The organism is Bordetella genomosp. 9 (assembly GCF_002261425.1).
Classification (GTDB): Bacteria; Pseudomonadota; Gammaproteobacteria; order Burkholderiales; family Burkholderiaceae_B; genus Bordetella_C.
Map to the genome: position 1 here is coordinate 2672977 of NZ_NEVJ01000003.1, position 19403 is coordinate 2692379.

A 19403-nucleotide genomic window follows, 5' to 3' on the forward strand; every position below is an offset into this window, starting at 1 on the left:
AAGAGGCCCCGCGATGAGCCAGAACATAGCTTCCCTGCCCAACGTTCCCGCCGCCATGGCGGCGCGGCCCGCTTTCCGGCGCACCAGCCGGGGCTACTGGCACGGCGTGGCGCGGCGCCTGTCGCGCGATCCCGTCGCCATCGGCTGTGCCCTGATCCTGCTGGCCATCGTCGCGCTGGCGATCGCCGCGCCCTGGCTGGGGCTGGACGATCCCTACAAAATGAGCATGATCCGCCGCCTGAAGCCGCCCGGCTACCAGGGCCACCTGCTGGGCACCGACGAACTGGGGCGCGACATGCTGGCCCGCCTGGTCTACGGCGGCAGGCTTTCCCTGTTCAGCGGCTTCGTGCCCGTCCTGCTGGCCACCTTCGTGGGCGGCACGCTGGGCATCGCGGCGGGCTACGCGGGCGGCAGATGGAACATGGTGATCATGCGGCTGATCGACGTGTTCTACGCCTTCCCGTCCGTGCTGCTGGCGGTGGCGATATCCGGCGCGCTGGGCGCCGGGCTGGCCAACAGCATCGTGTCGCTGACGCTGGTATTCATCCCGCCCATCGCACGCATCGCGGAAAGCGTGACGACGCAGGTCCGCGAACAGGACTTCGTCGACGCGGCGCGCGCCACGGGCGCATCCGGACTGCGCATCGTGCGCGCCCACGTGCTGGCCAACGTGATCGGTCCCATCCTGGTCTATGCGTCCAGCCTGATCAGCGTCAGCATCGTCATCGCATCGGGGCTGAGCTTCCTGGGCCTGGGCGTGAGCCCGCCCAACGCCGAGTGGGGGCTGATGCTGAACACGTTGCGGCAAGCCATCTACGTCAGCCCGATGATCGCCATCCTGCCCGGCATCATGATCTTCCTGACCTCCATGTGCTTCAACCTGATGAGCGACGGCCTGCGCAGCGCCATGGACGTCAAGGCCTGAGGAGGAACCGTCATGTTCGCACGCCTGAAAACCCCTGCCCGCCCCGCCGCCCAGCCCGGCGACGCCCTGCGCCTGCTGGACCGGCATCCCGACAGCCGCGATCGCGGCGGGCCCGCCCAGCCCATGCTGATCGTCGAGGACCTGAAAAAGCACTTCGACGCGGGCCGGCCGGCCCTGGGCGCGCCGCGCACGGTCGTGCGCGCCGTCGACGGCGTCAGCTTCCAGGTCGCCAAGGGCGAAACGGTCGGCATCGTCGGCGAATCGGGCTGCGGCAAATCCACGACGGCGCGCCTGCTGATGCACCTGCTGAAGCCGGATGCCGGCCGTGTGATCTTCGATGGCGAAGAGGTCTCGACCGTGGACGGCATCAGCGTGCGCGAACTGCGCACGCACATGCAGATGGTGTTCCAGGACAGCTATGCTTCCTTGAACCCGCGCCTGACCGTCGAGGACACCATCGCGTTCGGGCCGACGGTGGTCGGCATGCCGGCCGCGCAGGCGCGCGCCCGCGCCGCCAGCCTGCTGCGCATGGTCGGCATGGAGCCGGAAAGCTATGCGCGCCGCTATCCGCACGAGCTGTCCGGCGGGCAGCGGCAACGCGTCAATATCGCGCGCGCCCTGGCCATGGGACCGCGGGTGCTGATCCTGGACGAATCGGTGTCGGCGCTGGACAAGTCGGTCGAGGCCCAGGTGCTGAACCTGCTGCGCGAACTCAAGCGCGAACTCGGCCTGACCTATCTGTTCATCTCGCACGACCTCAACGTGGTGCAGTACATCAGCGATCGCGTCCTGGTGATGTACCTGGGCCAGGTCGTGGAATCGGGGCCGGTGGGGCGCATCTATACGGCGACGCGGCATCCCTACACCGCGGCGCTGCTGGCCTCGCGTCCGTCGATGGACCCGCGCAGGCGGGTAGCCAGGCCGCCGCTGTCGGGCGACCCGCCCAATCCCATCAATCCGCCGACGGGCTGCCGCTTCCGCACGCGCTGCCCGCGCGCCCGCGAGCGCTGCGCCGAAGAAGCGCCCGTACTGGCGCTGGCGCCGGACGACGGCGGCCATCTTGCCGCCTGCCACTACCCGCTGCAACCGGGAGAAGCCCAGGCCGATCCCGCCGGCGCCATGGCGGACGCGTCGCGCTTGCGCGCTTGAACAGGAGACCGCGACCATGAACACGATTCCGGCCCGCGCGGACGAACCGTTGGTGCAAGTCCGCGACCTGACGGTGCGCTTCGTCAATCGCGATATGAATGTGCCGGTGGTCAACGGCGTGTCCTTCTCTCTGCGCGAAGGGGAGGTCCTGTGCCTGCTGGGCGAATCCGGCTCCGGCAAGAGCGTCACCATGCGCGCCCTGATGCGACTGCTGCCCGACAGCGCGCAACTGGATGGCCAGGTATCGATCGGCGGCCGCGACATCCTTGCCTTGCCGCGCCGCAAGCTGCCGGATATCCGTGGCTCGCTCATCTCGATGATCTTCCAGGAACCGTTGACCGCCCTGGATCCCGTCTACACCATAGGCCAGCAGATCGCCGAAGCCGTGCGCCGGCACGATCGGGTGGACCGTCGCGCCGCGATGCGCCGCGCGCTGGAATTGCTGGAGCTGGTGCAGATCCCGTCGGCGGCGCGCCGCCTGGCCGCCTATCCGCACGAACTGTCCGGCGGCCTGCGGCAGCGCGCCATGATCGCGCTGGCCTTGTCATGCCGCCCGCGCCTGCTGCTGGCCGACGAACCGACGACCGCGTTGGACGCCACCGTTCAGATCCAGGTGCTGCTGCTGTTGCGTGAGTTACAGCGCGAACTGGGCATGGCCACCATCTTTGTCACGCATGACCTGGGCGTGGCGTGCGAGGTGGCCGACAAGGTCGCGGTGATGTATGCCGGGCGTTTCGTCGAAACCGGCGCCATCGCGGATGTCATGGACCGGCCCGTCCATCCCTATACGCAAGGCCTCCTGCGTTCCACCGTGCATGGCGGCATGCGCGAAAGCGACCTGGTGCCGATCCCCGGCGCGCCGCCCGACCTGGCCGCCCTGCCGCCCGGCTGCTGTTTCGCCCCGCGCTGCGCGCTGCATCAACCCGAATGCGATGCCGGCGTGCCGGCGCTGCGCGAGCCGGTCGGCCTGGACGGCGGACTGCTGGCGATGCCGGGCAGCGGCCACGCCGCCCGCTGCATCCGCGCCGCCCCCTACACAGCGCCGCGCATGTCCCGATCCATTCCCTGCAGGAGTATCCCCGCATGAGCGCCGAACTGTGTTTCCTTTCCGTGGGCGAGGCATCCCGCCTGCTGCAATCGCGCAAGCTGTCGCCGGTGGAACTGGTCGATGCCTTCCTGGCGCGCATCGACGAGGTGGACGACCGCGTGCACAGCTATCTGCTGGTCATGGCCGACGAAGCGCGCGCGGCCGCGCGCGTCGCCGAGCAGGACATCATGGCGGGCCGTTGGCGCGGTCCGCTGCATGGCATTCCCTACGCGGTCAAGGACAACTACTACACGCGCGGCGTGCGCACCTGCGCCGGGTCGCGCCTGCTGCTGGACCATGTGCCGGACTACGATGCCGCCGCCATCGAACGGCTGGGCGAGGCCGGCGCGATCCTGCTGGGCAAGCTGAACACCTGGGAATACGGCACCGGCACCGGCGCGGTCCATTTCGACCTGCCCTTCGAGCCGGCCCGCAACCCCTGGAACACCGCGCACTTCACGGGCGGCTCCTCGACGGGCGCGGGCGCCGCGGTCGCGGCGGGGACCGCGATGGCCGCGCTGGGATCGGACACGGGCGGATCCGTGCGGCTGCCCGCCGCCGCCTGCGGGCTGCAGGGCATGAAGGCGACCTATGGCCGCATCAGTCGGCACGGCATCCTGCCCAACTGCTATAGCCTCGACGTGCCCGGCCCCCTGACCTGGACCGTCGAAGACAGCGCGCTGCTCATGCGGGCCATGGCGGGCCACGATGCCCGCGACCCCGCCAGCGCGCGCCGGCCCGTGCCGGACTACATGGCCGGCCTGCAGGCCGGCGTCAACGGCATGACGATAGGCATCGTTCGCGACCTCGGCCGGGAAGGCGAGCGCATCGACGCGGCCAACCGCGACGCGCTGGAGGACATGGCCCGCGTCCTGGCCGACGAGGGCGCGCACATCGTCGACGTCGTGCTGCCGGCTTCGGTGACCGACTATCGCCGCGCATGCAGCGTGATCAACTGGACGGAGTCGCTCTCCATCCACGAGAACGACTTCATGACGCGCGCCACGGAAATGGGCCAGGGCCTGCGGGACAAGATGATGAGCGGTTTCATGACGCGCGCCGTCGACTACGTCGCCGCGCAGCGCCGGCGCCGTGAACTGGCTGCCGCCACCGACGCGCTGATCTGCAGCGTCGACGCGCTGATCCTGCCATGCGCCTTCCACACGGCCCCGGCGATCGAGGACTTCAACCGCGTCAGGGACTTCACCGTCGACACCGCGTGCACGCCGTTCAACATGTCCGGCCATCCCGCCATGGCGGTGTGCACCGGCTTCGACGAACTGGGCCTGCCGACCAATGCGCAGATCGCCGGCCGCTATTTCGACGAAGCCACGGTATTGCGCGTCGCCTGCGCCTACGAGCGCGCCACGCCCTGGCGCGCGCGCCGCCCCTCGCTCTGATCCCAGGAAGACCGCCATGAATCCGACCCCCCTATGGAACGCCGCCGACATCCAGGCCCACTGCCAGCGCTACGGCCTGCAGCTGCCGGAACCAATGATGCGGCGCATGCAGGAACTATCCACCGACGTATCGCTGGCCGGCATGGGAATCCCCCGCATGCCGGCGAAAGACCGCGAGCCGGCGCTGATCTTCGATTTCCCCGCCGCGGCCATCCACCGTGAGGAACCCTGATGGAACCGTATGAACTGACCGCCACCGAAGCCTCCGCCCTGATCGCGGCGCGCGAACTGTCCTGCGAGGAACTGGCCCGCTCCACCGTGGCCCGGATCCGCGCCCGCGATCCGGACGTACGCGCCTGGAGCTGGTACGACGAGGACATGATCATCCGCAACGCGCGCGAGCTGGACAAATGCCCGCCGCGCAGCCCGCTGCACGGCCTGACCTTCGGGGTCAAGGACGTGATCGACACGGCCGACATGCCCACGCAGCACAATTCCCCGATCCACGTGAATCATCAGCCGGGACAGGATGCGGCCTGCGTCGCGGTGGTCCGGCATAGCGGCTCGCTCATCGTCGGCAAGACCGATACCGTGGAGTTCGCGTCCGGCGGACGCCGCGCCGTCACACGCAATCCGCACAATCCCGCGCACAGCCCGGGCGGATCATCATCCGGCTCCGGCGCGGCCGTGGGCGACAAGCAGGTGCAACTGGCATTCGGCACGCAGACGGGCGGATCCCATATCCGTCCCGCCGCCTTCAACGGTATCTATGGCATCAAGCCCACGCACGGCATCGTCAGCCGCGAAGGCGCGAAGATGTATTCCCATACCCTGGACACCATCGGCTGGTACGGGCGCTGCGTGGAAGACCTGCAGCTGGTGGGCCGCGCCTTCCAGCTGCCGGCGGATGACCGCCCGGCGCCGACGGGCGCAAAGGGCCTGCGCATCGGGCTGTGCCGCACGCCCGTCTGGTCGGCGGCCGACGCCTATGCCCGCGCCGCGTTGATGGAAGCCGCGCGCCGCCTCGACGCCGCCGGCGCCATCGTCGAGGAGCTGACGCTGCCCGCCAGCTTCGACGGCATGGACGCCGCCCAGCAGACCGTCATGCGGGGAGAAGGCCGCGCCGCCTTCCTGCCCGCCTATCTGGGCAGCCACCATCTGCTGCACGAGGACTTCCGCGAAATGGTGGAGAACAGCAGGCGCATCACGCCGGCGCAACTGGTGCAGGCCTACGACCTGGCCGCCGCCTGCCGGCGAGCCTTCGACGGCCTGTTCGGCGACACGCTGGACGCGGTGCTGACGCCCGCTTCGCCGGGCGAAGCGCCCGAAGGCCTGCAGGACACGGGCAATCCCGCCTTCAATTCCATGTGGACGCTGCTGCATGTGCCATGCGTCGGCATGCCCGTGGGGAAAAGCGCGCGCGACTTGCCCCTGGGCATCCAGCTGGTGGGACCGCGATTCGGCGATACCCGCCTGCTTGACATCGCCCGCGCCTGCGCGCCGGCGATCCATGAGGCCGGCCCGTTGGCGCGGATCGACGCGGAGGTAGCGGTGGCCGCCTGACCCGCCGGACAGGCGGCCCGCCCGTCATGCCTGCATCAGGTCCTCGATCATGGCGGGCAGTTCGCGCACCCGTACGCCGGTCGCGTGGTAGATGGCGTTGGTGATCGCCGCCGCCGTCCCGGCCAGCCCGATCTCGCCCACGCCGCGCGCGCCCAGCTCGTTCAGCACGGGATCCGGATAGTCCAGGAAGGTCACATCGATCTCCGGGGTATCCGCGTTCGACGCCACGATGTAGTCGGCCAGGTTGCTGTTGGCCGGCTTGCCGCTGCGCTCGTCGTAGGTCGTGTGCTCGAACAGCGCCATGCCCACGCCCATCACCACCGCGCCTTCGATCTGGTTGCGCGCCGGTCGCGGGTTCAGGATGCGGCCGGCGTCGATCACCGTGACGACACGGCTGACGCGCAGCCGGGCGATCTCCGGTTGCCACTCGACCTCGACGAAATGCACGCCATAGGAATTGATGGAGTACTTGCGCTTCAAGGGGTCGTCGCCGAAATTGCCTTCCGTCTCGCTCCCGTCGCCCGCGATGGCGCGCAGGTCGGCGCCCGTGACGATCTCGGCGAAAGGCTTGCCGCTTTCCGGCGGCTGGTCCTTCAGGTGCACGTAGCCGCGCGTGAAGGCCAGGTCGTCGGGCTTGCGGCCGGCGAAAGCAGCCTTGTCGCCATCGCAGGCGGTCTTCAGCACGGACTTCACCGCCGCGCGAGTGGCCTTGAAGACCGCAGGAATCACCGATGACGTGACGGTGGACCCGCCGGAGACCGGGCCCGGCGGCAAGGCCGTATCGCCGAGCGACACGTCGATGCGTTCGAGCGCGATGCCGGTTTCCTCGCCGACCAGCTGCGCCATGATGGTGTAGGTGCCGGTGCCGATGTCCTGCGTGCCGCAGGCCACGTGCGCGGATCCGTCGGCGCGTAGCTCCACCCGGGCATGCGTGGGCTGGCGCGCCCCCAGCCACGAGCAGCACGCCATGCCCCAGCCCAGTATCTTGCCGTCGCGCTGCATGGAGCCCACCGCGGGCGTGCGGCGGGCCCAACCGAACTTTTCGGCGCCGCGCTGTATGCACTCGGTCAGGTGGCGCGAAGAGAACGGCAGGCCGTTGCCTTCGTCGTGGTCCGGTTCGTTCTTCAGCCGCAGCTGCACGGGGTCCATGTTCAGCGCCACCGCCAGTTCGTCCATGGCAGATTCCAGGGCGAACAGGCCGGGCACGGCGCCAGGGCCGCGCATGGCCGTGGGCGTGCCCATGGTGCGCCGGCTCAGGGCCGAGGTCACGCGCAGGTTCGGCGTGCTGTACATGTGCGGCGTGGCCTCCGCGCAGTCTTCCTCGTAGTCGTCCAGCATCGACGTCTGGTTGAGGTAGTCCTGCTGCAGGGATTGCAGCTTGCCGTCCTGCGTGGCGCCCAGCCGTATGCGCTGCTGGGTGATGGGACGGTGGCCGACGTTCTGGAACATCATCTGGCGGGTCACCACCAGCTTGACGGGCCGGCCGAGCTGGCGCGCCGCCACCGCGGCGACCATGCAATGCGGCCAGGGCCACAGCTTGCCGCCGAAGCCGGACCCCAGGAATTGCGAGATCACGCGCACCTTTTCCGGCGTCGTGCCCAGCGCCTGCACCATGACCGCCTTGTGGTTGTCCACGGCCTGCGAGGTCTCGTACAGCGTGTACTTCTCGCCGTCCCACAGCGCCACGGTCGCGTGCAGTTCGATGGGGTTGTGCGTTTCCACCGGCGTCACGTACGTGTGGTCGACCTTGACGGCCGCGCTGTCGTACGCCGCCGGCGCCTGGCCGCGCTCGCTGCCCACCTTGACCTTGGTATCCGCCGACAACTGCGTGGCGACGACCGGCTTGTCCTGCTTGTAGCTGACCTTGACGGCCGCCGCGGCCGCCGTGGCCTGTTCGAAGGTGTCGGCGATGACCGCCGCGACGTACTGCCCGTAGTAGCGGATCTCGTCGTCGTGGAAAGGCGGCCGCCCTTCGTCCACCTTGGCGCCCTGCACGCGGTAGAGCTTGCCCGCATTCTCGCGATGCAGGACCAGCCGCACGCCCGGCATGGCCTGCGCCGCGGCGACATCCAGCGATTCGATACGCCCGTTGGCGATGGTGCTGCATACCGGCACGGCGTAAAGCATGCCGGGGAAATTGAAATCGGAGGTGTACATCGCCTGGCCGCTGACCTTCAGCGGCCCGTCCACGCGCGGCGTGGCGCGACCGATGACGTCGCCGGCGCGCGTGGCGGGGCTTGCTTCAACTGTGCTCATGACTGTGACTCCTGTTCTACGCGGCCTGGGTGGCCTGCTTCAGGGTGTAAACCAGGCAACGCCGCGCCAGCTCGATCTTGAAGGCGTTTTCGGATTGCGGCCGCGCGTCCTTCAAGGCCGCGTCCGCGGCTGCCTTGAACACCTGCTCGCCGGGCGCCTGGCCCTGCAACGCCGCTTCGGCCTCCGGCGATCGCCACGGGCGTGTGCCGACACCGCCCAGCGCCACGCGGACATGCGAGATCCTGCCCTGGCTGACCGTCGCCACCACCGCCGCGGACGCCAACGCGAACTCGTAGGACGCGCGGTCGCGCAGCTTCAGGTAGACCGAACGGTTGCCCGGCGCGGGCGCCGGCAGCGTCACGTGGGTGATCAGGTCGCCGGGCTGCAGCACGGTCTCGCGATCGGGCGTGTTGCCCGGCAAGGTGTAGAAGTCGCCGATGGGCACCGCGCGCGTGCCCTGCACGCCCTGGATATGCACCGTCGCTTCCAGCGCCATCAAGGCGACGTTCATGTCCGACGGATTGCTGGCGATGCACTGCTCGCTGGTGCCCAGTACGGCCAGGTTGCGGTTGTATCCGCCTATCGCCGAACAGCCGCTGCCCGGCTCGCGCTTGTTGCACGCCGCGGCGGTATCGCGGAAATACACGCAGCGCGTACGTTGCAGCAGGTTGCCTCCCGTGGTCGCCATATTGCGCAGCTGCGCCGACGCGCCCGCCAGCAATGCCTGCGACAGCACCGCGTAGTCGCGCTTGATGGTGGCGTCGTTGGCCAGGTCGGCGTTGCGCACCATGGCGCCGATGCGCACACCGCCGCCATCCTGCGGTTCTATCCGGTCCAGGGCCAGGCGGCTGATGTCGATAACGCGAGCTGGCCGCTCCACGTCCAGCTTCATCAGGTCGATCAGCGTGGTGCCGCCCGCCAGGAACCGCACATCCGCGCCTTGTTGCGCCGTGCGCGCGGCAGCGCCCGCCCGCACCGCGTCCTGGACGTCATTGGCGCGTGTCAACTGGAACATTTCCATGCTGTCCTCCTAGGCCTTGCGGCGGACGTCCTGGACGGCCGCGACGATGTTGGGATAGGCGCCGCAGCGGCAGATGTTGCCGCTCATGGCTTCGCGCACATCGGCGTCGGCGGTGCCCCAGGGCTCGCGCAACAGCGCGACGGCGGACATGATCTGGCCGGACGTGCAGTAGCCGCACTGGTAGCCGTCGTGCTCGACGAACGCCGCCTGCATCGGATGCAGTTGGCCCGGCTGACCGAGGCCTTCGATGGTGGTGATCGCGTCGCCCTCGTGGGTCGCGGCGAAGCTCAGACAGGAATTCACGCGGCGCCCGTTGACGTGGACCGTGCATGCCCCGCACTGGCCGTGGTCGCAGCCCTTCTTGGTACCTGTCAGATGCAGATGCTCGCGCAACGCATCCAGCAGAGTGGTGCGCGGATCGAGGTTCACGTCATGGGTTTGGCCATTCACTGAAAGACGCATGGGTATCGTTCCTTCCGGCGCCTTGGCAGCCGGTTGATCGGTGGAAGTGGCAGGGGGCGTAGCCTTGGGCGCGGCGTCCGCGACCAGGTGCGCCGCAGCGCTTGCCGACAGCCCGGCGGCGCCGACGCCGGCCAGGAAGCTCCGCCGTGCCGGGCGGTTCAGGCTCTTGTCGGGATCGGCGGACGCGCGCGCAGGCTTGGGGGGAGAAGCAGGCATGAGTATCTCCGTAGGACGCAGCCCGCGGGACAGGCTGCCGAGCAAAACCCCGGCCATCGGCAAGATGCGTACCCAGTCCGATATTTCCACGACCGCCGCCATCGCGCCGATACGAATCGTGACACCCCACGGGACCGCGCTGGCGGACGCTCACATATCAATTTCTTGCGGTTCTATACGAAGCACATCGCATCTGATAGGGCTGTTATGGCTCAACATCTTCTGGCGCCCCGCAGGCTTTTATTGCAGTATTGGCTGATGGTCGTGTCGTCCTGGTGACCTAGTTCGAATGGACGCGACACCGCCTGCATTTCGTACCGAGTCTTCCCGGGACCTACAACAAAGATGCAGGCGCTGAGAACCTATGCACTCGTATCGATTCTGTTTCTGGCGCTCCTGCCTGGTAGTTGGACGCCGGCAAGCGCCGCCGTCCCCAGAACCTTTTTTCTGCCGGATGAAACCGAATTCGCGGTTTCGCTGAAGCCTTTCATTACCGCCTACGCCGACCCCGGCGGCCAACTCGATTTCGAACAGATACGCCAATTGGCCGAGCGGAATCCCGATATTTTCCAGCCGGCGGAAATAAGAGGCCGGGCCGCCACCGGCCCCGAGACGGCGTGGTGGCTGCAACTGGTCATCACCAATACCAGGGATCACGCCAACCGGCTCACGCTGGTGGCGGGCCCGAGCAACCTCGAGCACGTCGATTTCTTCGTCGAAACGAAGGACGCGCAGTGGCACACCCGTGCCGGCACCCAGGTTCCCATCCTGCAGCAGCAGGATCTGACGCGCTTTCCCACGCTGGGCCTGGACCTGAACGGCGACGAAACTGTACGCGTGTGGGTAAAAATCAAAAGTCACACGCCCTACACGCTCAATCCGGTGCTGTATACGCGCCGCGTATTCCAGACGGCGGACAGCGTGACGACAAGTTCCGACAGCATATTCGTCGGGGCGGGAGGCGCGCTGGTCGCGTGCATGGTATTGGCCGCGATCGTGGCCCGGCGCGCGCCCTTCCTGTGGCTGGCGGCGATCGGCGCCGGCGCGGTGGTGCGTGAAGCCGCCGGCCGCGACTATCTGCAGCGGCTGCTCTGGCCGCTGGATGCCACCTGGGGCTATCGGCTGGAATTGACACTCGACATCCTTTACCTGGCCTTGTGCGCCATGTTCGTCCGGCGCGCGGCCAGCAGCGATCCGCTGACCATCCCGGGCACGCGGGTCTATCCCGCGGCCATCGCGTGCCTCTGTACCTGCCTGCTCGCGGCCATGCTGTTGCCGGTGCCGTTCGCGCTTCCGGTTCCCATCTCGCTCTGGCTGTACCAGGGCCTTACCGCCCTGCTGGCCGCCTGCATGCTGGCATCGGCCGCCATGCTGGCCAGCCGTGCGACCGCCGCGCCTTCCGCGCCGGCCGCGCGCCGGGCCCGCACCGTCGCGGCCCTGTTGGCCTTGTCCGCGATCTTCATCATCGTGGACGCCGGCGTCAGGACCATGGGGCCGTTCCTGCCCTCTCCGCTGATCTCCAACGCGATGCTGCTGGACTCCGGTTCGCCGCCGCTGGCCCTGCTCGCCGTGATCGGCAACCTGACGGTCATGACACTGTGGGCGGCGGGCCAGTTCGCCCTGTCCAGGCCCATGCCGCCGGCGACCTCCCCGGCCAGGCCGCGCCGCGCGCCGCCGCCGCTGACGACGCAGGAGCCTGAACATGCGCCCGCGCCGCCGGCCTTCCTGCCCGTGGCGGTGCCCGCGGGCGTCGGGGCGCAGGCGTCCGTCGCCACCCAAGCCATGATCCTGGGCTATGTCGGACACGACCTGCGCGCGCCGCTGGCCATCATCAGCGGCTACGTCCGCCTGTTGCGGCAGGCCGCCGCGCCCACCCAGCACGACTATCTGGATGTCATCGAACGCAGCGTCGGCCATCAATTCGGCCTGATCGAAGAACTGCTCACCTACAGCAAGCTGGAGCTCGAACCCTTCGCCATCCATCCGGAAGAAGTCGAGCTGCCGCTGCTGCTGGACGAACTGGCCCGCTTCGGCATCGCGCTGTGCACCCATCAGCGCAACAGCTTCGAGTACCTGCCCGCACCGACCTTGCCGGCGGTCGTACGGGTGGACGCCAAGCGCGTGCGGCAGACCGTATTGAACCTGCTCGGCAACGCGGCCAAATTCACTACGGACGGCACGGTGAAATTCGAAGCCCGGGTGCAGGGCCAGGATGCGGCGCGAGCGGAATTGCATATCGCCGTCTTCAACGACGGCCCGCACATCTCGGTGGAGGACCAGCGCGAGATCTTCCTGGCGTTCCGGCAATTGCATCGCCGCGAATCCGGCCTGGGCCTGGGTCTTTTCATCGTCGAACGGATCGCGCGCGCCATGGGCGGCAACGTCCGCGTGGACAGCGCCCCCGAACGGGGCAGCCGCTTTCACCTGACCATCCCGATCGAATTGGTGGACGCTTCCGCCGTCGATACACGGCCGCTGGGACAGAGCCACGCGCGCGACCTTCAAGGACCGCCGCTGGCGGCGCCCCCGCTGGCCCTGCGCCTGGCGCTATCGCGGCTGGCGCAGGATGGCGAGCTATCCGAGATCGAAAACTGGATCCACGAAACACGCGCGGTCTACCCGCAATACCAGGCCTTCTATGACGAAGTCGCCAAACGGGTGGAAACCTTCGACATGGAGCGGCTGCAAAGGCTGGCCCTGCAAGGCACGATGTAGCCAGGCCAGATGGCCAGGTGTCGGGACATGTGTCAGGCCAGATGTCAGGCCAATTGACATACTAGACGTCAGGCCAGTCCGATATTTCCATCAGCCTCATGTGCATCCTCCGGCGCTCCCCTAGTCTGCGCCCGCCAACCGGATATACCCATCCGGTCTTCTGCCGCACGAGGTTTCCCATGATGGAATTAACCGTCGACTTTATTTTCACCCCCCAGGACGCGACAGCGCTGCAGCGCATCCTGACGGACATCGACGTCAATCCCTACGCCAACTATGGCGCTTTCGAAGAGCGGGTAGACGCCGTCATCCGCAGCGGCCAGGTACCCACCGCCTTCCTGGATTGCTGCGAAATGCGCCGGCATGCCGACAGCTACGAAAGCCCCTACGTCGTCCTGCGCAACTGCCCCATCGATGCCGAGCTGCCCTACCTGGACTTCGACAACCCTGTGCACGACAAGCGCGAACGCAAGGGCACTCACGTCGCCGAGGCTTTCCTGCTGCTGTACGCCAAGCTGATGGGCCAGGAGCCCATCGGCTACGCCAATGTCAACGACGGCGACATCTTCCAGGACATCCATCCGCAGAAGAGCCTGGCGCAAAGCCAGTCCCAGAAGGCCATGAAGCCCATCTATTTCCACAAGGACCTGGCGAATCATTTCGTCCGCCCCGACTGGGTCAACATCCTGGGCTTGCGCGCATCGCCACGCAACCAGATCTACACCTGCTACGTGCGCAACAAGGACCTGCTGCCCTTCCTGGGCGCGGATCTCTGCGCCGACCTGCGCCAGCATGAATTCCACACGCCCTATGACGACCTCACCCTGCATAACAGCAAGGTGCGCCTGGGCGAGGCGGACGTGCATCCGGTGCTGGGCGGCGCAACGGCGACCGACCTGCGCTTCTTCGAAAACCGCACGCGCGGCCTGACCCAGCGCGCCAGCCGTGCCGTGGAAATGCTGATCTCCGCGCTGCACAAGCTGAAGAAGCGGGTGCAGATCCTGCCGGGCGACCTGGTCGGCGCCGCCAACAACGATTGCCTGCACAGCAAGGACGTGGGGCTGGTCCTCGATCCGGAGGCGTTGCGCAACCGCTGGCTGATGAAGACGGTCAACGTCCGCTCCCTGGCGCAACACGCGCAGTACTTCTCCGACGACCGGCCGCGCGTCGTCAACGGCTAAGGGGAAAGCACATGCGCACGCCTTTCCCTGTGGACCATTTCGATCTGGTGTCCCGGACCCTGCCCACGCAGGTCGCGATCCGTCACGGCGGACGCGACTGCAGCTACGCCGACCTGCGGGCCGCCGCGGATCGTGTGGCGAACTGCCTGCGCGCCCTGGGCGTGGGACGCGGGGTCGTCATCGGCATCGCCCTGGAGCGCTCGGTCGAATGGGTCGCGGCGATGCTGGGTGTCCTGAAGGTCGGGGCGGCCTACCTGCCGCTGGACCCGGCCTATCCCAGGGACCGGCTTGCGCTGTGCATCGCGGATAGCGGCGCCCGCTACGTCATCAGCGACGCGGCGAACCGCCACATCAGCCCGGACAACGTTCTACTGATCGAAGCCCTGGTCGCGGACGCGCGCGGGGCGGACAAGGCCGCGTGCGAGGTGGATGGGCCGGGCGTCGATACGCCGGGCGTCGATACGCCGGGCGTCGATACGCCGGGCGTCGATACGCCGGGCGTCGCCGCGCCGGGCGTCGCCACGCCGGGCGTCGCCACGCCGGGCGTATCCACGCTGGGCATCGAGGCACTTGGCGTAGATACGCCCCCGGTGGCGGCGGACGCGGATCCCGCCTATCTGCTGTACACCTCGGGATCGACGGGCCGTCCCAAGGGCGTCGTCGTGCCACGCGCCGCCCTCGCCTACCAGATGCAATGGTTCGTGCGCGAGTTCGCCTGCGGCCAGCACGACGTCTTCCTGCAGAAGACGTCCACGGCCTTCGACGCTTCCGTATGGGAATACCTGGCGCCCCTGATGGTGGGCGCCACCATGGTCATCGCCGACCACACCCCCGCCGCCATCGCGCAGGCGGCGCGCGAACACCGCGTCACCCTGCTGCAGCTCGTGCCCGCCATGCTGCAGGCCCTGGCCGATTCCGACACACTGCGCGATCTCTCTAGCCTGCGCCTGCTGTTCTGCGGCGGTGAACCTCTGCCGCGCCGGCTGGTCACGCGCGTGCAGGCCTGCCTGCCCATCCCCGTCGTCAACCTGTACGGCCCCACGGAAGCCACGGTGCAGTGCGCCTTCCACCTATGCCTGCCGTCGGACGGCGACACGCGCGACCCGGTTCCGCTGGGACGTCCGTTGCCAGGCACCCTGTTCCATATCCGGCAGGAAGCGCCGGACGGCGCCGGCGAGCTGACGATCGAAGGCCCGGGCGTCGCCAGCGGCTATCACGGACAGGCCGCCCTGACGGCGGAGCGCTTCGGCACGTCGCCCGCCGGCGGACGCACCTATCGAACCGGCGACAGGGTCGCGCTCGACCGGCACGGCGACCATATCTTCCTGGGACGCGCCGACAACCAGGTCAAGCTGCGGGGACTGCGCATCGAGCTCGAAGAAATCGAACACGCGGTCGCGCGCTGCGCGCCAACGGTGCGCGGCGCCGTGGCCATCGTCAACGCGGCCGAGCAGATCGAAGTATTCGTCGATGCCGGCCCGGCCGACTGGAACGAGGCCAGCGTCCGTATCGCCCTGGCCGCCGCGCTGCCGGCCCATATGCAGCCGGCCATCTATACGCCATTGGATCATCTGCCCCTGCTGCCCAACGGCAAGCGCGACCGCGGCGCCCTGCGCCAGTTGAGCACGCGGAGCACGGCAGGCGTACCGAACGACACAGCGCCCGCCCGCGGCGGTCTCGATGTCGCCGCGCGCGTACGGGCCGCCTGGTCCAGGGTGCTGCCGCACAGCACCGCCGACGATAGCCATTTTTTCCAGGCGGGCGGCCATTCGCTGATGGCCATGCAACTGGTGGCCGCGCTGAACCAGGACTTCGGCCTGCAGCTTTCCGCCAGCACGCTGTTCGCCCAGCCCACGCTCGCCGCCTTGACGCGCCTGGTGGAAACCACCGCCCGCGACCGCGCCAAACGCCGTCTGCCGACCGGCTTCGCCAGGCTGGGCGGCCCCGCGCACGCGCCCAAGGCATGGTTCGTCCACCCGGCGGGCGGCGGCATCTGGTGCTATCGCGATATCGCGGAATCGGCGCAAGACATGGCGTCCTATGGCATCGCCTGCGAGCCGCACGCGGACGGCGCCTACGAGACCGACCTGCGTCGCATGGCACGGCGCTACGCCGACCAGGTCCTGGCGCAGGATCCCGACAGTCCGCCCATCCTGTGCGGCTACAGCTTCGGCGGCAACGTCGCCTACGAAATGGCGGTACACCTGCAATCGCAAGGCGTCGAACCGGCGCTGCTGGTGCTGCTGGACACCTACATCAGCCGGCCCACCGGCGAAGACACCCTGGACTTCATCGCCAGCTATGCGCGCAAACTGATGGACGGCGACGCACAGGCGCCTTCCCGGGACGACCTGGCCGTGATGCCCGTCGACGCGCGCAACCGGATGCTGCTGGAGATGGGCATCAAGGGCGGGCACCTGCCCGCCGATGCCACGCCGCGCGACGTGGAACAGGGCCTGGCGATATGGATCGCCAACAACCATGCGGCCAGCACGCATGCGCCGCGCGACGTTTTCGAAGGCCCCACGCTGTTCATCCGCGGTACCGGAAACGCGCGCGACAGCCTGCAGGGATGGCCGCCCTTGTTGAAGTGGCTGCACGTGCAGGACGTGCCCGCCGACCACTACTCGCTGTACCGGCAACCCGTCGCCGGCTATATCGCCTCCTTGATCGAAGCGGCCATCCAGCGCTCGCTGCGCGGGAGAACCCATGCCGTGGCGTAGCGGGGGCGCGCGGAACATTCCAGGCCCTGCTCCGCGCCACCTGCCCCTGCTGATCGCATTGACGTCCGTGTGCGGCTTCGTCGCCACGGACATTTTTCTGCCCGCCGTCCCGGCGCTGGCGCACGTCTACGACCGCGACGCCACGGATATCCAGGCCATGTTCAGCATGTTCCTGTACGCCCTGGCCGCCAGCCACCTGATCCATGGCCCCTTGTCGGATGCCTACGGCCGGCGCATACCCCTGCTGATGTCGCTGGCCACCTATTCCGCCGCATCGCTGGCCATCCCCTACACCGACTGCTACGACCTCGTGCTGGCATGGCGCGCCCTGCAGGCCGTCGGCGCCTGCGGCGCGATCGTCGTGGGCCGCGCCGTCGCGGCGGACTTCCACCACGGCGAAAGCCTCAGGGATTTCTTCCTCGGCATCTCCATCGTCGTCGGCATGTCGCCCGCCCTGGCGCCCGTGCTGGGACAGCAGCTCTACGCAGCGCTGGGCTGGCAGGCCTGCTTCCTGTTCACCGCCGCCTTCGGCGCGCTGCTGGGATTGCTCGTGTATGCGAAGCTGCCGGAAAGCCTGGCGGCGCCCGCCCCGCGCGATGCCTGCGCGCGCCAGGCCTGGAGCGCCTATGGCGCGGTGCTGCGGTCGCGCGATTTCCGTCTGAACGCCGCGATCATCGCGGTATCGCAGGCGGCGTATTTCGCCTACCTGTCGGAGTCGGCCTTTCTGCTGCTCGGACAGGGACTGGCGCCCGGCGCGTTGGGCTACACCTACATCAGCCTCTCGGTCGCCTACGTGGCCGGCAATGGCGTGGCGCGCGCGCTGGCGCCCCGCGTCGGCGGCCCCGCCTTGTACCGCCTGGGCTGCCAGCTGTTTCTTTGCGCCGGGCTCGCACTGGGCATGGGCCTGCCCCTGCTGCCCGCTTCCACGGGCCTGCTGTTGGCGGGGGTATCCCTGCTGACCTTCGCCAACGGCTTCCTGCTGCCTCTGGGCACCGCCGCGGCGATCGGCGCGGCGCCGGCCAACGCCGCCAGCGCCTCCGGACTGGCGGGCTTCCTGCAGCTTTCCTGCGCGGCGCTCGCGGCGCAGACGATAGGCCCCCTGACCGCGCATCGGCCGGGCGCATTCGGACTCGTCATGCTGGGCTTCGGCATGGCGAACTTCGCGCTCTATCTGGTGCTGCGCCGACGCCAGCCATGAAGGAAACATACCGTGCTACTGCCCTTCCGCACCGCGGCGCTGCCCGCCGACATCGCCGACTTCACGCTCACCCAGGCGATCGCCGCCTTGCGACGCGGGGCCATCCACAGCCATGAGCTGATCGACGCCACCCAGGCCCGGCATGCCCGGCACGGCCAATTCGGCGCCTTCATTTCCACCGCGTTTGAACACGCGGTGCACCAGGAGCCGGAATACGCCGGCGCGATCCACATACCGGGGCCGGTTTCGTTGCTGGGTGTCCCCATCGCGGTCAAGGACAACGTGCACGTGACCGGCTTTTCCTGCACCGCCGGCACGCCGGCGCTGGCGCGATTCCGGCCCGCACGGGACGCCACCGTCATCCGACGCCTGCGCGACGCCGGCGCCTTCTTCGTCGGCAAGACGAACATGCATGAGCTGTCGCTGGGAGTGACTTCCCACAACGCCTATTTCGGCGACGTGCGCAATGCACGCGATCCGGCGCGGCTGGCCGGCGGCTCCAGCGGCGGCAGCGCGGTGGCGGTGGCGCTGGGCCTGGCCTACGGCGCGATCGGCACCGATACGGCGGGCTCGATCCGCATCCCGGCGGCATTGAACGGCATCGTGGGCCTGCGGCCCACCGTGGGCCGTTATCCGGGCGACGGCGTCGCGCCGGTCAGCCCCACCCGCGACACCCCGGGGCCGATGGCCAGGACCGTCGCCGACGTCGCCTTGCTGGACCAGGTCATCACCGGCACGCAACGCCCGGCCATGGCGGCCCGGCCCGAGTGCATCCGCCTGGGCGTGGTGCCGCGGCTCTTCTTCGACGGGCTGGATGCGCAGGTGCACGCGCTCGCGCAGCAGGCGCTGCGGCGCCTGGAAGACAGCGGCGTACGCCTGATCGAACTGCACATGCCGGAGCTGGGACAGTTGAACGACAGCACCAGCACGGCGATCGGCTACGCCGAGTTCTGGCCCGCCATGGAACGTTACCTGCGCACCCACGGCACGGGCCTGTCCATGGAAGACCTGGCACGCGGCGCCGCCGGCGATGACGTGCGCGCGCTGATCGAGAATTTCCTTGCGCCCTCTTCACCGCATCGCGTGCCGTCCGAGCTGTACGAAGCGGCCATCCGCACGCATCGGCCCGCCCTGCGCCGCTTGTTCCTGGAACAATTCTGCCGCCACAAGCTCGACGGCATCATCCTGCCGACGACGATCGCCGTGGCCGGCAGGCTGGCGTCCATGGCGGGCATCGTCGCGCTGAACGGCGAGCCGATATCCGCCAACTACGCCTATCTGCGCAATACGCTGCCGGCCAGCAACGCGGGCCTGCCGGGGCTGGCCCTGCCGGCCGGCTACACGCCACAAGGGCAGGCCGTCGGCATCGAGATCGACGGCCCGCCGCATGGCGACCGCCGCCTGCTGGAAATCGGCTTGACGCTGGAAGCCATACTCTCGGTACCCATCGCGCGCGCGACGCCAGCCCACTGACAGGTCCGCTTGGATAGAATTGAGGCCCAATCAA

14 protein-coding genes are annotated in these 19403 nt (G+C 68.5%); 11 read left to right on the forward strand and 3 right to left on the reverse strand.

From position 1 onward, the window contains the following. Positions 1-13 precede the first annotated feature (13 nt). The 6 genes from CAL26_RS23125 (at position 14) to CAL26_RS23150 (ending at position 6124) form a co-directional block, all read left to right on the forward strand. Positions 14-925 (forward strand): ABC transporter permease, encoded by a 912-nt coding sequence (locus tag CAL26_RS23125; protein WP_094849027.1) that lies wholly within the window; start codon positions 14-16, stop codon positions 923-925. A gap of 123 nt (positions 926-1048) precedes the next feature. Next, entirely contained in the window at positions 1049-2074 is a 1026-nt protein-coding gene (locus CAL26_RS23130; RefSeq protein ID WP_256988677.1) for an ABC transporter ATP-binding protein, read from the forward strand. 16 nt (positions 2075-2090) lie between these two features. Next, positions 2091-3161, forward strand: coding sequence for an ABC transporter ATP-binding protein (locus CAL26_RS23135; RefSeq protein WP_094849029.1), 1071 nt, complete (start codon positions 2091-2093; stop codon positions 3159-3161). Continuing rightward, positions 3158-4561 carry an amidase gene (locus CAL26_RS23140; protein ID WP_179283463.1) on the forward strand — a complete coding sequence of 468 codons (1404 nt, stop codon included), beginning with the start codon at positions 3158-3160 and terminating at the stop codon, positions 4559-4561. The genes CAL26_RS23135 and CAL26_RS23140 overlap by 4 nt, the downstream gene beginning before the upstream one ends. A gap of 16 nt (positions 4562-4577) precedes the next feature. Continuing rightward, the gene (locus CAL26_RS23145; protein ID WP_094849031.1) at positions 4578-4793 is read left to right on the forward strand and encodes a hypothetical protein; all 216 of its coding nucleotides are present in this window, start codon (positions 4578-4580) and stop codon (positions 4791-4793) included. Next, entirely contained in the window at positions 4793-6124 is a 1332-nt protein-coding gene (locus CAL26_RS23150; RefSeq protein ID WP_094849032.1) for an amidase, read from the forward strand. The genes CAL26_RS23145 and CAL26_RS23150 overlap by 1 nt, the downstream gene beginning before the upstream one ends. Before the next feature lie 24 nt (positions 6125-6148). Here the strand turns inward: CAL26_RS23150 and CAL26_RS23155 are convergent, their stop codons facing one another. Genes CAL26_RS23155 through CAL26_RS23165 form a run of 3 tightly spaced genes read right to left on the reverse strand, consistent with a single transcriptional unit; the run spans position 6149 to position 10079 of the window. Continuing rightward, on the reverse strand, positions 6149-8380 hold the full coding sequence (locus tag CAL26_RS23155) for a xanthine dehydrogenase family protein molybdopterin-binding subunit (protein ID WP_094849033.1): 2232 nt from the start codon (positions 8378-8380) through the stop codon (positions 6149-6151). 16 nt (positions 8381-8396) lie between these two features. Further along, positions 8397-9401: an FAD binding domain-containing protein gene (locus CAL26_RS23160; RefSeq protein WP_094849034.1), complete on the reverse strand. Its 1005-nt coding sequence runs from the start codon at positions 9399-9401 to the stop codon at positions 8397-8399. 9 nt (positions 9402-9410) lie between these two features. After that, on the reverse strand, positions 9411-10079 hold the full coding sequence (locus CAL26_RS23165) for a (2Fe-2S)-binding protein (RefSeq protein ID WP_179283464.1): 669 nt from the start codon (positions 10077-10079) through the stop codon (positions 9411-9413). A gap of 345 nt (positions 10080-10424) precedes the next feature. Between CAL26_RS23165 and CAL26_RS23170 the strand changes: the two genes are divergently transcribed. From CAL26_RS23170 to CAL26_RS23190, 5 genes are all read left to right on the forward strand, one after another. Then, the gene (locus CAL26_RS23170) at positions 10425-12794 is read left to right on the forward strand and encodes an ATP-binding protein (protein ID WP_094849035.1); all 2370 of its coding nucleotides are present in this window, start codon (positions 10425-10427) and stop codon (positions 12792-12794) included. 179 nt (positions 12795-12973) lie between these two features. Then, entirely contained in the window at positions 12974-13975 is a 1002-nt protein-coding gene (locus tag CAL26_RS23175; protein WP_094849036.1) for a hypothetical protein, read from the forward strand. Positions 13976-13986: 11 nt separating this feature from the next. Next, positions 13987-16698 carry an AMP-binding protein gene (locus CAL26_RS23180; protein ID WP_094849037.1) on the forward strand — a complete coding sequence of 904 codons (2712 nt, stop codon included), beginning with the start codon at positions 13987-13989 and terminating at the stop codon, positions 16696-16698. Further along, positions 16685-17896 carry an MFS transporter gene (locus tag CAL26_RS23185; protein ID WP_094849038.1) on the forward strand — a complete coding sequence of 404 codons (1212 nt, stop codon included), beginning with the start codon at positions 16685-16687 and terminating at the stop codon, positions 17894-17896. The genes CAL26_RS23180 and CAL26_RS23185 overlap by 14 nt, the downstream gene beginning before the upstream one ends. Before the next feature lie 12 nt (positions 17897-17908). Further along, complete coding sequence (locus tag CAL26_RS23190; protein WP_094849039.1) at positions 17909-19369, forward strand: amidase family protein; 1461 nt, start codon at positions 17909-17911, stop codon at positions 19367-19369. Positions 19370-19403 lie beyond the last annotated feature (34 nt).

Coding starts and splice junctions, on each gene's coding strand:
- CAL26_RS23125 (WP_094849027.1), top strand. CDS start 14: ATGAGCCAGAACATAGCTTCCCTGCCCAACGTTCCCGCCGCCATGGCG.
- CAL26_RS23130 (WP_256988677.1), top strand. CDS start 1,049: ATGCTGATCGTCGAGGACCTGAAAAAGCACTTCGACGCGGGCCGGCCG.
- CAL26_RS23135 (WP_094849029.1), top strand. CDS start 2,091: ATGAACACGATTCCGGCCCGCGCGGACGAACCGTTGGTGCAAGTCCGC.
- CAL26_RS23140 (WP_179283463.1), top strand. CDS start 3,158: ATGAGCGCCGAACTGTGTTTCCTTTCCGTGGGCGAGGCATCCCGCCTG.
- CAL26_RS23145 (WP_094849031.1), top strand. CDS start 4,578: ATGAATCCGACCCCCCTATGGAACGCCGCCGACATCCAGGCCCACTGC.
- CAL26_RS23150 (WP_094849032.1), top strand. CDS start 4,793: ATGGAACCGTATGAACTGACCGCCACCGAAGCCTCCGCCCTGATCGCG.
- CAL26_RS23155 (WP_094849033.1), bottom strand. CDS start 8,380: ATGAGCACAGTTGAAGCAAGCCCCGCCACGCGCGCCGGCGACGTCATC.
- CAL26_RS23160 (WP_094849034.1), bottom strand. CDS start 9,401: ATGGAAATGTTCCAGTTGACACGCGCCAATGACGTCCAGGACGCGGTG.
- CAL26_RS23165 (WP_179283464.1), bottom strand. CDS start 10,079: ATGCCTGCTTCTCCCCCCAAGCCTGCGCGCGCGTCCGCCGATCCCGAC.
- CAL26_RS23170 (WP_094849035.1), top strand. CDS start 10,425: ATGCAGGCGCTGAGAACCTATGCACTCGTATCGATTCTGTTTCTGGCG.
- CAL26_RS23175 (WP_094849036.1), top strand. CDS start 12,974: ATGATGGAATTAACCGTCGACTTTATTTTCACCCCCCAGGACGCGACA.
- CAL26_RS23180 (WP_094849037.1), top strand. CDS start 13,987: ATGCGCACGCCTTTCCCTGTGGACCATTTCGATCTGGTGTCCCGGACC.
- CAL26_RS23185 (WP_094849038.1), top strand. CDS start 16,685: ATGCCGTGGCGTAGCGGGGGCGCGCGGAACATTCCAGGCCCTGCTCCG.